Source organism: Oscillibacter valericigenes (genome assembly GCF_021531915.1).
Lineage (GTDB): Bacteria > Bacillota > Clostridia > Oscillospirales > Oscillospiraceae > Oscillibacter > Oscillibacter valericigenes_A.
Map to the genome: position 1 here is coordinate 15,451 of NZ_JAFBIV010000006.1, position 13,778 is coordinate 29,228.

18 protein-coding genes are annotated in these 13,778 nt (G+C 61.0%); 14 read left to right on the top strand and 4 right to left on the bottom strand.

The features are described from left to right. The first annotated feature begins 227 nt into the window (after positions 1-227). The 5 genes from infC to JQM66_RS05920 all read left to right on the top strand — a co-directional run bounded on the left by infC (position 228) and on the right by JQM66_RS05920 (position 2,305). On the top strand, positions 228-734 hold the full coding sequence (gene infC / locus JQM66_RS05900) for a translation initiation factor IF-3 (protein WP_235228961.1): 507 nt from the start codon (positions 228-230) through the stop codon (positions 732-734). A gap of 50 nt (positions 735-784) precedes the next feature. Continuing rightward, complete coding sequence (gene rpmI / locus JQM66_RS05905) at positions 785-982, top strand: 50S ribosomal protein L35 (protein ID WP_187015059.1); 198 nt, start codon at positions 785-787, stop codon at positions 980-982. A gap of 34 nt (positions 983-1,016) precedes the next feature. After that, positions 1,017-1,367, top strand: coding sequence for a 50S ribosomal protein L20 (gene rplT, locus JQM66_RS05910; protein WP_235228962.1), 351 nt, complete (start codon positions 1,017-1,019; stop codon positions 1,365-1,367). 216 nt (positions 1,368-1,583) lie between these two features. Then, complete coding sequence (locus JQM66_RS05915) at positions 1,584-2,114, top strand: hypothetical protein (RefSeq protein WP_235228963.1); 531 nt, start codon at positions 1,584-1,586, stop codon at positions 2,112-2,114. After that, complete coding sequence (locus JQM66_RS05920) at positions 2,111-2,305, top strand: helix-turn-helix transcriptional regulator (RefSeq protein ID WP_235228964.1); 195 nt, start codon at positions 2,111-2,113, stop codon at positions 2,303-2,305. The genes JQM66_RS05915 and JQM66_RS05920 overlap by 4 nt, the downstream gene beginning before the upstream one ends. A 46-nt stretch (positions 2,306-2,351) precedes the next feature. On the opposite strand, the gene JQM66_RS05925 is transcribed toward JQM66_RS05920, so the two are convergent. The 4 genes from JQM66_RS05925 to JQM66_RS05940 all read right to left on the bottom strand — a co-directional run bounded on the left by JQM66_RS05925 (position 2,352) and on the right by JQM66_RS05940 (position 5,417). Next, entirely contained in the window at positions 2,352-3,659 is a 1,308-nt protein-coding gene (locus tag JQM66_RS05925) for a hypothetical protein (protein WP_235228965.1), read from the bottom strand. 150 nt (positions 3,660-3,809) lie between these two features. Beyond that, the gene (locus tag JQM66_RS05930; RefSeq protein WP_235228966.1) at positions 3,810-4,013 is read right to left on the bottom strand and encodes a sulfurtransferase TusA family protein; all 204 of its coding nucleotides are present in this window, start codon (positions 4,011-4,013) and stop codon (positions 3,810-3,812) included. Continuing rightward, complete coding sequence (gene yedE / locus JQM66_RS05935) at positions 4,013-5,116, bottom strand: YedE family putative selenium transporter (protein WP_235228967.1); 1,104 nt, start codon at positions 5,114-5,116, stop codon at positions 4,013-4,015. Before yedE ends, JQM66_RS05930 begins: the two co-directional genes overlap by 1 nt. 64 nt (positions 5,117-5,180) lie before the next feature. Then, the gene (locus tag JQM66_RS05940) at positions 5,181-5,417 is read right to left on the bottom strand and encodes a DUF3343 domain-containing protein (RefSeq protein WP_235228968.1); all 237 of its coding nucleotides are present in this window, start codon (positions 5,415-5,417) and stop codon (positions 5,181-5,183) included. Between the two features lie 215 nt (positions 5,418-5,632). Here JQM66_RS05940 and smc point away from each other — a divergent pair, with 215 nt between their 5' ends. From smc to nadD, 9 genes are read left to right on the top strand one after another with little or no spacing between them, the layout of a single operon-like run. Then, complete coding sequence (gene smc / locus JQM66_RS05945) at positions 5,633-9,199, top strand: chromosome segregation protein SMC (RefSeq protein WP_235228969.1); 3,567 nt, start codon at positions 5,633-5,635, stop codon at positions 9,197-9,199. Positions 9,200-9,252: 53 nt separating this feature from the next. Further along, positions 9,253-9,408, top strand: coding sequence for a hypothetical protein (locus JQM66_RS05950; RefSeq protein ID WP_235228970.1), 156 nt, complete (start codon positions 9,253-9,255; stop codon positions 9,406-9,408). Between the two features lie 12 nt (positions 9,409-9,420). Continuing rightward, a complete protein-coding gene (locus JQM66_RS05955; protein WP_235228971.1) occupies positions 9,421-9,681 on the top strand; it encodes a hypothetical protein in 261 nt (86 codons plus the stop codon). Positions 9,682-9,690: 9 nt separating this feature from the next. Beyond that, complete coding sequence (gene ftsY / locus JQM66_RS05960; RefSeq protein ID WP_235228972.1) at positions 9,691-10,563, top strand: signal recognition particle-docking protein FtsY; 873 nt, start codon at positions 9,691-9,693, stop codon at positions 10,561-10,563. Positions 10,564-10,621: 58 nt separating this feature from the next. Then, a complete protein-coding gene (rph, locus tag JQM66_RS05965) occupies positions 10,622-11,338 on the top strand; it encodes a ribonuclease PH (protein WP_235228973.1) in 717 nt (238 codons plus the stop codon). 6 nt (positions 11,339-11,344) lie between these two features. Next, the gene (locus JQM66_RS05970; protein WP_235228974.1) at positions 11,345-11,632 is read left to right on the top strand and encodes a hypothetical protein; all 288 of its coding nucleotides are present in this window, start codon (positions 11,345-11,347) and stop codon (positions 11,630-11,632) included. Beyond that, complete coding sequence (locus JQM66_RS05975; RefSeq protein WP_235228975.1) at positions 11,629-12,219, top strand: XTP/dITP diphosphatase; 591 nt, start codon at positions 11,629-11,631, stop codon at positions 12,217-12,219. The genes JQM66_RS05970 and JQM66_RS05975 overlap by 4 nt, the downstream gene beginning before the upstream one ends. A gap of 34 nt (positions 12,220-12,253) precedes the next feature. Beyond that, positions 12,254-12,586 (top strand): ribosome assembly RNA-binding protein YhbY, encoded by a 333-nt coding sequence (gene yhbY, locus JQM66_RS05980; protein ID WP_235228976.1) that lies wholly within the window; start codon positions 12,254-12,256, stop codon positions 12,584-12,586. Beyond that, a complete protein-coding gene (gene nadD / locus JQM66_RS05985; RefSeq protein WP_235228977.1) occupies positions 12,583-13,773 on the top strand; it encodes a nicotinate (nicotinamide) nucleotide adenylyltransferase in 1,191 nt (396 codons plus the stop codon). The genes yhbY and nadD overlap by 4 nt, the downstream gene beginning before the upstream one ends. The last annotated feature ends 5 nt before the right edge of the window (positions 13,774-13,778 follow it).

Here is a 13,778-nt window from a genome sequence, read left to right on the forward strand (position 1 = left end):
GAAAAAACGCAAAATACTGTTGACAAGCAAAAAACAGTCTGGTATACTAACTGAGCAAAACAAAGAGGGCTGATTGCATCCGCCTCACCTCCAGCCAATGGGCAAAGAGGTCAACAACGTTGTTACCAGACTGCCGGTCCCGGCGGTTTGTTGTTGCGCGGATGCCATGTGGTGGTATCCGCGTTTTGTGATTTTTGGATGGAGGTGCTTCGACCATAGCTAAGTTAGTGCATGAACTGAATGAGGACATCCGCGACAAGGAGATCCGCCTGATCGGCTCCCAAGGCGAGCAGCTGGGCATCATGGCTCCCGCTGAGGCATTGAAGATCGCCGACGAACAGGGTCTGGACCTGGTCAAGATCTCACCCCAGGCTGTCCCCCCGGTCTGCAAGCTGATGAATTACGGCAAGTTCCGTTTCGAGCAGAGCAAGCGGGAGAAGGAAGCCAGAAAGAACCAGCATGTGGTGGAGATCAAGGAGATCCGCATGTCTCCCGGTATCGATGTTGGAGACTTCAACACGAAACTGAAGAATGCGCAGAAGTTCATTGCCGACGGCAACCGTGTCAAGGTCTCTGTCCGTTTCCGCGGTCGTGAAATGGCTCATACCGACATCGGCAGGGATCTGTTGGATAAGTTTGCCGAGCAGTGTGCCGAGACCGCCAGCCTGGACAAGGGCGCCAAGCTGGAGGGCCGGATGATGTCCATCTTCCTTTCCCCTAAGGGCGGGAAATAAGCAGTACGCCAGCAATCAGATTTTTCATTATACGGAAGGAGCTAACTACGATGCCTAAGCTGAAAACCCATAGCGGTGCCAAGAAGAGATTCAACCTCACCAAGACCGGCAAGGTCAAGCGCGCCAAGGCCTTCAAGAGCCACATCCTGACCAAGAAGGACACCAAGCGTACCCGTCGCCTGCGTGCCGGCGGCTATGCCGACGTCACCAACATGGACGCCGTCCGCAAGATGATCCCCTACAAGTAAGATACGAGACGTTTAGAATAGGAGGCTTATTAGAATGGCTAGAGTTAAGGGCGCGATGATGACGCGCAAGAGAAGAAATAAAGTGATGAAGATGGCCAAGGGCTATTGGGGCTCCCGCTCCAAGCACTTCCGCGTTGCCAACGAGGCAGTGATGAAGGCCTTGACCCAGGCTTATGCCGGCCGCCGCCTGAAGAAGCGTGACTTCCGCTCCCTGTGGATCACCCGCATCTCCGCTGCCTGCAAGCTGAACGGCATGAACTACTCCACCTTTATGCACGGCCTGAAGGTCGCCGGCATCGAGATCAACCGCAAGATGCTGGCTGAGCTGGCTGTCAACGACGCCGCCGCCTTCACCCAGCTGACTGAGATCGCCAAGAAGGCCTGATTTTGGCACATCCAAACAGCGTCCCGAGAGATCGGGGCGCTGTTTTTTCATAAAGAAAACCACCTGCCGGGCTGGGAAGCATCAGGAGAGATTTTGGGGGCAGTTTGTATTCGTCTTTTTTTTGCGACTATTTGTAAAATATACTTGACAAAATGATCGCTGTAAATTACAATGGCTTTGCAATCAAGAGAAAACAAAACACAGGAGGAACGATATATGAACCATTCTTTGGGATACAATCTTGGCATGCTGGCAGGGGTGCTGGTGGGCGTTCTGGTAGGTGTCGGCATCATAGCGCTGCTGTTCAAGCTGAAGGTTATGGATCTGACCTTTGACGAGCGGCAGGAGCGGGCCCGGGGACAGGCCTATAAATACGGCTTCTGGACACTGGTAGCCTGCCTGCTGCTGTACGGCTTTTCCGACATGGTCCTGGGCCGCTGGTGCGATGTCATCACCGGCGCCATGCTGTGCATCGCCGCGGCACTGATGGTGTTTGCCTCCGTCTGCATCGTGAAGGATGCCTACCTGAGCCTGAAGGAGAAGCCCCGGGCGATCATGACGCTGCTCACGGTGGTTTCCGCTTTAAACCTGGGCATCGGCTTCATGAATTGGAAACATGGCCGGGTAGTGGAGGACGGTATTCTGACCTTCTCTGCAGTAAATGGCATTTGCGGCCTGGTGACGTTGGTCATCCTGGTGGTCTATGTGGTGAACTGCTTGCTGGCAAAGCAGGAGGCTGGGGAATGAAAAACCTACGCTTGAAATCCGCCCGGGCGGCCCTGGACATGAGCCAGCAGCAGCTGGCCGATGCGGTGGGCGTCTCCCGCCAGACCATCAACGCCATCGAAAAGGGCGACTATAACCCCACCATCAAGCTGTGCCTTGCCATCTGCAAGACACTGCACAGGACCCTGGACGAGTTATTCTGGGAGGAATAAACCGAGGGAGACAGGCCGCCGCGCCTGTCTCCCTCGGTTTTTCCGCTCATGCGATCGCTGCCAGCAGTGCCGATTGCTGCTCCGGGTAAAACTCCTCCAGCACCGTCTGGAAGGCCGCAGAGTCCGCTGTCCGCTGAGATTGCAGCAGACCGCCGATGAAGTCCGCGTACCGGCCGTAGGAAGTGAGGTAGAACTTCATCATGCTCCGGTCCCGGTCTACCTGTCCGTCGCCCACGGCGGCGTTCTCCAGGGCTTCCTGCAGGGGCGTCCACCAGTCGGAGCCGTAAAAGCGCCGCCCCATGACGCCCCAGGTGTCATTCCGGAAGGCATCAATGCAGTCCAGCACTTCCTGGTCCGTGACCTCTCCCGGCCGCACCAGCAGGGAGGCGATCACCCGGCTCATGCGCTGGTTGGTCTCCGAATAATCACTGTCAATACCCTCCGTTAGCTCCACGTTCTCGTCGGTGGGCGTATCGCTGTACCAGCCGGAGTTGGCAACAAAGTCTTTTGCCGCGCCCAAAGGCGTCAGCAGCTCCGGGTGTTCTCCCTTATCGCACTCCGCCTGCAAAGCGGCGTAGTATTCAGCGGCGGGCACACCGCTTTCCGGGAAATACAGGTACAGGCTGCCGTATTCGTCATAGAACCGCTCCACGCACCAGAGTCCGCCCTCTCCCTGCTTTGCGGGCTGGGAGAGCAGCAGGGTGTCGAACTGGTCCTTGGACCCATCAAAGCTGTAGTAGGTGTAGTATTTGGCGTAGGCGTGGTCTCCCTCCCAGGTGAAGGGCTGGTTCCGGACCTTCCACTGGCTGTAGGGCGTCAGTCCGTTGCGGTCCACGAAGTCCCGGCAGACCTGGTCCCCTAGGGCGTTCAGGGCCTCCCACTGCTTCCAATCCTCGCTCTGGGTATCAAACATGTCGCCCGAGCGGTAAAACTGTACATCAGTGGGATAGGTTTTGGCGTAGTACCAGGTCTCGTCCCGGGCAAAGACGTCACATCCACTGTAATCGTACTGGAGAAACTGTTCAAATCCCACCTGGTCCATGGCAGAGATACCGAACAGAAACCCGCCTCCCGCGCCGCTGCCGAAGTCCTTCTCCATGGCCTCTGCCGAGGCCTTTTCCTGGACAGACAGCAGGGAGATTCGGTGTTCATCTGCTGTAGGAAAGTCTGTGGTGATGATCAGCAGGTCCCGGTATTCCTCCGGAATCTCAATGTTCAGGGTATGGGGATCAATGGGCTCTGCTGCTTCCTCCGGCGGAGTCTCCGGAGTGGGGGAGACGGGCTCCGTCTGTCCACAGCCCGCAGTTAGCAGCAAGAGCCCCGACAGACACAGAGAGATCAAACGCTTGCGCATTTTCAAAACTCCTTTCAGAATTTTATGCTTTCACCCTCATCATAGGCGGAAAAGACTGCGCCAACAACCACAAATCCCCAACAAAAAGCAACAAACTGATAACAAGGCCGGGAGTTTTCCTTGAAAACTCCCGGCCTGCGGTTTTGTATGTTATTTGGTCAGGGTCAGCTTGAAATCAAGACCGTCTTCGACCACGGACACCTGATAGCCGCTGGTGGTCGCCAGGCGAGTGATGTTTTCCACAGCCACCTTGGCGTCAGCCAGAACCTCCAGCTTGGCGGGAGCGTCCTTCTTGATGGCCTGCTGGACCATCACCACGGGGATGGGGCAGGAAAGACCTCTTGTATCGACCATTACGCATTCTCCTTTCCGGGCAGATGAGTGACGGAAATGACAGCCAGGACCACGAAGCCCAGGATCACAGCTGCCATGCCGACAGTGGAAGTGCCGCCCACCTTGTAGACGCCGTCCACCACGCTGTCGGGATTGCCGGCCATGCCGAAGTTGTGGGCGATAGCGGCACCGACCACCATGCCCAGGACGGTGACGGCGGAGTCGCCGTTGCCCTCACCGGCCAGGATCAACTGGCGCAGGGGGCAGCCGCCCAGCAGGATGGAGCCCCAGCCGGCCAGAGCCATGCCCAGGAAGGACCACAGGTGCTGGGTGTGGGCGATGGGCTGAGACAGCATGCCCAGGTTGTACTTGCCCATGATCAGGTTGCCGATGGTAATGGTGACCCAAATGGCCAGGAAGCCGGACAGCAGGGTGAAGTCCCGCAGCATGAAGGCGTCCCGCAGGCCGCCGGCCATGCACAGGCGGCTGCGCTGGGCCATCAGACCCACGATCAGGCCGGCCACCAGGGAGATGACCCAGAAAGCCCGCATGGAGCCGGGGCCCTCCTCAGAGGACTTCAGCAGCTGGGGAGCGGCCACCAGCAGCACCAGCAGCAGCACCATGACGCCGGGCAGCATAAAGCCCTCGCTCTTGCGGACGGCATAGGCCCGTCCCAGGGAGAAGCCCTTTTTCAGGAACACCACACCCACCAGGATGCCCACCAGGAAGCCCAGCAGGCCGATGACGGCGGTCAGGTCGCCGCCGCCCAGGCGGATGACCATACGCAGGGGGCAGCCCAGGAACACCAGAGCACCGATCATGACGAACAGGCCCAGAATGAAGCGGATGGCGGGGGAGGAACCGGCTCTGGCCCGGAACTCCTTGGCGGCCAGGGCGGCTGCCATGGAGCCCAGCACGATGCCGATGATCTCGGGACGCATGTACTGGACCTTACCCGCACTGTGGAGACCCAGAGCGCCGGCGATATCGCGCTCAAAGCAGGCGATGCAGAAGCCCATGTTCTTGGGGTTGCCGGCGGCGGTCAGCACCAGCGCGGCAATGCCCACCACGATACCGGTCAGAATGATCAGTCCGTAGCTTTTCAGCCATTTCTTTTCTTTCATAGCTCACACTCCTAAAACATTGCTTTGCGATATTTTTTGAAAAGAATATCGATGTACGAAAAAATTAAAGCAGCAGCTCGTGATATCCCGCAGCTTCCACAGCGTGTCGGTTCAGCAGGGTTTCCAGGGTCTCCCGCAGGGAAGCCGGTGCGGACCAGGCCAGACCGCAGTCGGAGGTGATGCTCCGGGGCACGGAGATCAGCTTGCCCTCCAGACCGTTCTGACGGCACAACCGCTCCGTGGCCATGGCCTCTGCTGTGGTGTGGAACGAGATGACAAGACGCGGCTCTTTGCTTCGCACAGAGTGTACTCCTTTCCATATCGCTATTCTTTTAATAGAATAACATGATCTTCCGGAAATGTCGAGATCTGGTTTGAGTATCACGCCTTGCCTCCTGCGGTTCCCATGGAATACCCGAGAAAAGCCCGGCCTTTCATGGATTTTGCCTTGAAATACGGCGCCTTGTCTGTTATAGTATTCTAGTTAAAGTATGTTGATCTGTATGAGGTGACGCTGTGTATCTGAAAGCATTGGAGATCCAGGGATTCAAGGCATTCCCTGACAAAACGGTCCTGAACTTCGCAGAGGACATCACCGCCGTGGTGGGGCCCAACGGCTCCGGAAAGTCCAACATTTCCGACGCCATCCGCTGGGTCATGGGTGAGCAGAGCGCCAAGGCCCTCCGGGGCGCCAAAATGGAGGACGTGATCTTCAGCGGTACTGAAAAGCGGCCCCCGGTGGGGTTTGCCCAGGTGACGCTGGTCATCGACAACACGGAGCACATTTTCCCCACCATGGAGGAGAGCGAGGTCTCCGTCACCCGCCGGTATTATCGCAGCGGGGAGAGCGAATATTACATCAACCGCCAGTCCGTCCGCCTGAAGGACGTGACGGAGCTGTTCATGGACACGGGCCTGGGCCGGGAGGGCTACTCCATCATCGGCCAGGGCAAGATCGATGAGATCCTGTCCGCAAAGAGCGGCGAGCGCCGGGAGATCTTCGAGGAGGCCGCCGGCATCTCCAAGTTCCGCCACCGGAAGGAGGAGGCGGAGCGGAAGCTGGAGCGCACGGAGGAGAATCTGGTCCGCATCAACGACAAGATCGCCGAGCTGGAGCTGCAGGTGGAGCCTTTGCGGCAGCAGTCCGAAACGGCCAAGAAGTATCTGGTCCTCCGGGATGAGCTGCGCCTGCTGGAGATCTCCGTGTGGCTGGAGAATCTGGACAAGCTGAAAATGGATGCCCGGAAACTGGAATCTGATCTGCGGGCCGCCGAGACACAACGGGACGAGGCCCGCACCGCATTGGATGCCCTCTATGCCGAGGGAGAGCAGTTCGGCGAGAAAATGCGGCAGAAGGACATGGAAGCGGAGCGCATCCGCACCGAGGCCGCCCAGCTGGACGGCCAGGTGAAGGAGCAGGAGTCCGCCGTGGCAGTGCTGGAGAGCGCCATCGTCCACAACCGGGAGAACATTGACCGGGCCCGCCGGGAGCTGGATGAGACCGACAGCCGTGCCGGAGGTCTGGAACAGCAGGCATCGGAGCAGGAGACCCGTATTTCCGAGATCGACCGCCAGCTGACGGAGCTGAACGCCGCTCTGGACACCCTGCTGGAGCAGGCCCGTGCCGCCGCCGAGCAGGCAGGCGGCGCCCAGAACGCGGCGGAGTCTCTGCGGGCACAGGAGGCCATCGCCACTGCCGCAGCCGCTGACCGGCGTGCCGAGTTGGCGGCCATCGCCGCCGAAAACGGCCAGATCGCGGAGCGAAAGGAAACGGTGGAGGCCGACAAAGCCGCCGCTGAGGAGCAGCTGGCGGAGACGGAAAAGCAGGCGAAATCCAATCGCCGCGCTCTGGAGGACGCGCAGGATGAGGCCACCGCCGCCGCCAATATCATCGCGGGCCACACCCTCCGCATGGAGGAGCGGGAGAAGAAGGCCGCCGCCGCGTCGGAGCAGCGGGTGAAGCTGACCATGGACGTGGGCGCCCTGGACAACCGCATCCGCCTGCTGACGGAGATGGAGAAGGAGTACGAGGGCTTCTCCAAGGCCGTCAAGGTGGTCATGCAGGCCAGGGGCAGCCTGCGGGGCATCCACGGCCCCGTGGCCAGCCTGATGAAGACCGATCAGAAGTACAGCCTGGCCATTGAGATCGCCCTGGGGGCGGGGCTCCAGAACATCGTGGTGGACCGGGAGGAGGACGCCAAGGCGGCCATCAATTTCTTAAAGCAGCGGGACGGCGGCCGTGCTACCTTTCTGCCCCTGACTGCTATCCGGGGCGACGAGCTGCGGGAGCGCGGTGTGGAGGACGAGTTCGGCTTTGTGGGCCTGGCCTCCCGTTTGGTGGAGTTTGACGGAAAATATCAGAACATTTTCAACTCCCTCCTGGGCCGCACGGTCATCGTGGAGGATATGGACTGCGGCATCGCCATGGCCCGGAAGTACCGCAACGCCTTCCGCATCGTGACCCTGGACGGCCAGGTCATCAACCGGGGCGGCTCCATGACCGGCGGCTCCACCAGCCGCAGTGCCGGTGTGCTGAGCCGCGCCGCCGAGCTGAAGACCCTCAACGGACGGGCAGCTTCCATGCATGAGAAGCTGGCCGCCGCCCAGCGGGACGAGGAGGCAGCGGCCCGGGAGTTGGCCGCCGCCCGCTACGAGTTGGAGACCGCCGAGGCCCAGCGCCGTCAGGCCGAGGACGAGGTCCTGCGCCTGGAGGGTTCCAAAAACCATTTCGATATCCTCCTGCGGTCCCTGCGGGACAATCTGGAAAATCTGGAGGGTGAGCTGGTCAGCCTGACGGGCCGCCTTACCGACAACGCCGCCCGCTCCGCCGAGGAGGAAAAGGCGGTGGCGGAGCAGGAGACTCTGGCTGCCGGCTTCCGTACCAAAGCGGAGGAAGCCCTCTCCGGCCAGTCCGAGCTGCTGGCCCAGTCCGGCGCCCTGACGGAGGAGATCACCGGCAGGAAGGCCGAGTTGGCCGCCCTTACCGCAGAGCGGGAAGCCGCCCTCCGCCGGGCCGCCGATCTGCGGCAGCTGGCGGCGGACCTGACCGGCGACCGGACCCAGAAGGAGGAGACGGTCCGTTCTTACCAGCAGAACATCGATGATGCGGAGGCGGAGATCGCCCGGCGGAAGGAGACGCTGGCGGACCTGGCCCAACAGGGCCAGTCCTGCAAGGACCGCCTGACGGCCCTGAACGGGGAGAAGCTGGCCCTGGAGGCGGAGCGCACCGCCCAGAACAAACGGAGCCAGGACATGAACGAGGACCTGCTGAACCTGGAGCGGGCGGTGAGCCGTCTGGAGCAGAAGAAGGCCACCTCCGCCATGGAGGAAAAGCAGATCCTGGACCGGCTGTGGGAAGACTACGAGCTGAGCCACTCCGATGCCTCGGCCATCCGCATTGAGCTGGAGAGCGTCCCCAAGGCCGCCCGCCGCATCGGCGAGCTGAAGCGGGACATCAAGGGCCTGGGCACCATCAACATCGGCGCCATCGAGGAATTCGACCGGGTCAACGGCCGCTACACCTACCTGACGGAGCAGCGCAACGACGTGGAGAAGGCCAAGGAGGAGTTGGGCGGCATCATCGAGGAGATCACCGGCCAGATGACCGCCATTTTCTCGGAGCAGTTCAAGCTCATCAACGAGAGCTTCCAGACCACCTTCACCGACCTCTTCGGCGGCGGTCAGGCCCGGCTGGAGCTAGAGGACGAGAACGACATTCTGGGCTGCGGCATCGAGATCAAGGCCCAGCCGCCCGGGAAGACCCTCAAGACCATCTCTCTGCTGTCCGGCGGCGAGAAGGCCTTCGTGGCCATCGCCCTGTACTTCGCCATTTTGAAGGTCCATCCCACGCCCTTCTGCGTCATGGACGAGATCGAGGCCGCTCTGGACGAGCCCAACGTCATCCGGGTGGCCCGCTACATGCGGCGGCTTTCGGGGAAGACCCAGTTCATCGTCATCACCCACCGCCGGGGCACCATGGAGGAGGCCGACGTCCTCTACGGCGTCACCATGCAGGAGCAGGGTGTCAGTAAGATCCTGACCATCAATCTGAACGATATGGAGAAGGAGCTGAAGATCAAGTAAGGCATGGTGACGCCCTGACAGGGCTCCCGCCGCAACCCAGCAGAGCGGTTGCGGTGGGAAGAGGAGGAGCAAGGGAACGAGCGCAGTTTTCGCAGTCAGCGGAAACGGAGCTCAGTGGACTTTGCGACGACGATATGCAGGAGCAGGGTGTCAGCAAGATGCTGACCATCAACCTGAATGATATGGAGAAGGAACTGAAGATCAAGTAAGGGGGACTGCTCATGAGCCTGAAAAAATGGCTGACCCTCAGTATCGCGCTGATGGTGCTGGGGGTGTTGCTGGCGGTTGTCGGCTACTTCGGCATAGGAGTGCTGATGGCCATCGGTCTTGTGCCGCTGGTTGTGGGACTGTTGGTTTATTATGGTATGTGCCGCTGCCCGGAGTGCGGTGCCCCGCTGGGACGTTCCCCCGGAAGTCACTGCAAGCGCTGCGGCAGAGCATATGACTGGGATAAGACTCCCCGTTCAAATTCCTTATTTTAGGAGGAAACTATGGGCTTTTTTGATAAACTGAAAAAAATTACCGCAAACCTGTTCTCTGGCTTCACGGAGGCCGACGAGGCCTTCTTCGAGGAACTGGAGGAGACCCTGATCCTGGCGGACCTGGGCATGGACACCGCCCTGGACGCGGTGGAGAAACTGCGGACGAAGGTCCGCAAGGAAAAACTCCACGACCAGGAGGAAGTCCGGGCGGCCCTGCGGGACATCCTGGTGGAGGAGATCTCCGTGGAGAACACGGCTCTGGACCTGTCCACCACCCCCAGTGTGGTGCTGTTCATTGGTGTCAACGGCGTGGGTAAGACCACATCCATCGGCAAGCTGGGCCACCAGCTGAAAGGTGAGGGCAAGCGGGTCCTGTTCTGTGCGGCGGACACCTTCCGGGCTGCTGCCGCCGACCAGCTGGAGATCTGGTCGGAGCGGGCTGGCTGCGAACTGGTGCGCCAGCATGAGGGCGCCGACCCCGGCGCGGTCCTCTTCGATGCCCTTCAGGCTGCCAAGGCCAGAGGTGTGGACGTGGTGCTGTGCGACACTGCCGGCCGGCTCCATAACAAGTCCAACCTGATGGCGGAACTTTCAAAACTCAGCAAGATCATCGACCGGGAGTGCCCTGGCGCCGCCCGGGAGACCCTGCTGGTGCTGGACGCCACCACCGGCCAGAACGGCCTGATCCAGGCCAAGCAGTTCAAGGAGGCCGCCGGTCTCACCGGCATCGTCCTCACCAAGCTGGACGGCACCGCCAAGGGCGGCATCGTCATCGCCATCGCCCGGGAGCTGGGGGTGCCCGTGAAGCTGGCCGGTGTGGGCGAGGGCATCGACGACCTGCGTCCCTTCGACGCCCGCTCTTACGTGGAAGCCATCATCTGATCCCTGGGAGGGAAATTCGATTCCCACCTAATTACCAATGACATAAAGAGGATAACATATGACCAGACAAGACGGACGGGCGCTGGACGAGCTGCGCCCCATCAAGATCACCACCGATTTCGTGAAATTCGCGGAGGGCAGCTGCCTCATTGAGTGCGGCGACACCAAGGTCCTCTGCTGTGCCAGCGTGGAGGACCGTACTCCGCCCCATGTCCCCGAGGGCGAGGGCTGGGTCACCGCCGAGTATTCCATGCTGCCCCGTGCCAACCGGGAGCGCAGCAAGCGGGATGTTTCCAAATTGAAGCTCAGCCCCCGCAGCGCGGAGATCCAGCGGCTGGTGGGCCGGTCCCTGCGGGCCGCCGTGGATATGAGCAAGCTGGGCGAGCACACCATCACCATCGACTGCGACGTGCTCCAGGGAGACGGCGGCACCCGCACCGCCTCCGTTACCGGCGGCTTCATCGCATTGGCCCTGGCCTGCCGCAAGCTGGTGGAGCGAGGTGACCTGGCCTCCAGCCCCATCCGCCACTATGTCACCGGCGTCTCCGCCGGCATCGTGGGTGAGCGGGCCATGCTGGACCTGCAGTACAGCGAGGACAGCCGCGCCCAGGTAGACCTGAACTGCGTGATGAACGAGCTGGGGGAGATCATTGAGCTCCAGGGCACCGGTGAGGGCCGGGCCTTCACCCTGACCGAGCAGCAGGAGCTGGTCCGCCTGTGCGCCAAGGGCAACCGGGAACTGCTGGCGATCCAGAAAGCGGTTTTGGAGGAGTGAGTGCTCATGGCACAGGTGTTTGAGACCATCATGCTGCTGTGCTTCGGCGTGTCCTGGCCTTTTAATATCGCGAAATCGCTCCGGTCCCGCACGGCCAGGGGAAAGAGCATCCTTTTTGAATGCTGTATCATCGTGGGCTATGTCTGCGGCGTGATCGGAAAATTCATCAGCGGGAATATTACCTATGTGATCGCGGTCTATCTGCTGGACATCTGCATGGTCTCCATCGACCTGGTGCTGACCCTGCGGAACCGCCATCTGGACCGCCTGCGCGAATTGGAGGAACAGAGATGAAGTTTGTACTTGCCACCCACAATCCGGGCAAGCTGAAAGAGATGGGCGCTATCCTGGCCCGCTTCGGCGTGGAGGTGGTCAGCCCCAGGGACCTGGGCATCACCGTGGACGTGGAGGAGACCGGCACCACCTTTGCGGAAAACGCCATGCTGAAGGCGAAAGCCATCTGCGCGGCGGCAAAACTGCCTGCCATCGCCGATGACTCCGGCCTCTGCGTGGACGCCCTCAACGGTGGTCCCGGCGTCTATTCCGCCCGGTACGGCGGCGAGGGCCTGGACGACAAGGGCCGTTATATGCTGCTGCTGAACAACATGCGGGGCCAGCCCACCCGGGCGGCACACTTCGCCTGTGCCATCGCCTGCGCCTTCCCCAACGGTGACGAACTGACGGCGGAGGGCCGCTGCGACGGCACCATTGCCTTCGCCCCCATGGGGGAGGACGGCTTCGGCTACGACCCGGTGTTCTTCGTGCCGGAGCTGAAAAAGACCTTCGGCCAGCTGACGGCGGAGGAGAAGAGTGCCATTTCCCATCGCGGCAGGGCGCTGGCAGCTTTTGTTGAAAAACTGGAAACTTATTTAAAAAAGTAAGCGTCTATTATCATAGATCAATAGGAGAGCATTTATGGAACTGACAAGTAAACAGCGCTCCCAGCTGCGGAGCCTGGCAAACAGCATCGACACCATTATCCACATCGGCAAGGACGGCATCAGCGAGAATCTTGTGAAGCAGGCCGACGATGCCCTGGAGGCCCGGGAGCTCATCAAGGGCAAGGTCCTGGACAACAACATCGAATACGACGCCCGTCTGGCGGCGGAGGAACTGGCCAAGGCCACCCGCAGCGAGGTGGTCCAGGTCATCGGCACCAAGTTCGTGCTGTACCGGGAGACCCATTCCAAGCCCAAGGAGAGGCGCATCCAGCTGGTGAGGCCTGCCAAAAAGAAGGCGAATCCATGAAGATCGGTATCTTCGGCGGTACCTTCAATCCGCCCCACCTGGGCCACATCACGGCGGCAAGGGAGGCCTTTGCACTGCTGGGCCTGGACCGGCTGCTGCTGATCCCGGCGGGCCTGCCGCCCCACAAGGAACTGCCCGCCGGCAGCCCCACGGCGGCCCAGCGGCTGGAGATGACCCGTCTGGCGGCGGAGGCCACGGAGCTGGGAGACCGGGTGGAGGTCCTGGACCTGGAGCTGCGCCGGGAGGGGCGGAGCTATACCTCCGACACGCTGGCGGCCCTGAAAGCCCAGTACCCGGAGGACGAGCTGTGGCTGCTGATGGGAACGGATATGTTCCTGAGCCTCCAGACCTGGCACGAGCCGGAGCGGGTACTGTCTCTGGTGAACATTGCCGCCTTCGGCCGCAGAGCCGCGGATACGGAGTCGTCCTTCGCAGTCCAGCGGGAGTACCTGTGCCGGACCTGGCCCCAGGCCAGCATCCGGACCCTGAGCATCCCCGGTGTGGTGGAGGTTTCCTCCACGGAGCTGCGGGAGAAGCTGAAAGCGGGGCAGGGAAGCGACCTCCTGGCCCCGGCGGTATACGGCTATATCCTGCGGGAGGGCCTGTATCACACCGGCGCGGACCTGAAGCACCTGCCACTGGAGCAGCTGCGGCCGGTGGCCCTCAGCTATCTGAAGCACAAGCGCATCCTCCATGTACTGGGCACGGAGCAGGAGGCGGCCCGTCTGGCGGAGCGGTATGGCGCCGATGTGGAAAAGGCCCGTGTGGCGGCATTGCTCCACGACTGCACGAAAAAGCTCAGCATGGAGGAGCAGCTGGCCCTTTGCGCGAAATACGGCATCCGGCTGGACGAGCTGGAACAAAAGGCCCTGAAGCTGCTGCACTCCAAGACCGGTGCGGCCATCGCCAGGGATGTATTCGGAGTGGATGACGAGATTTACAGCGCCATCTGGTACCACACCACCGGCCATGCCGACATGACAAAGCTGGAAAAGATCATCTATCTGGCGGACTATATCGAGCCCTCCCGGGACTTCCCCGGGGTGGACGAACTGCGGAATGTGTGTTATGAGGATCTGGACAAGGGCCTTTTGAAGGGCCTGGAGATGACCATCGAGGAAATGACCGCAATGGGGAACCCCGTGCACCACGCCACCGTTGAGGCGCGGGACGCATTGAAAGGATAGAGAGA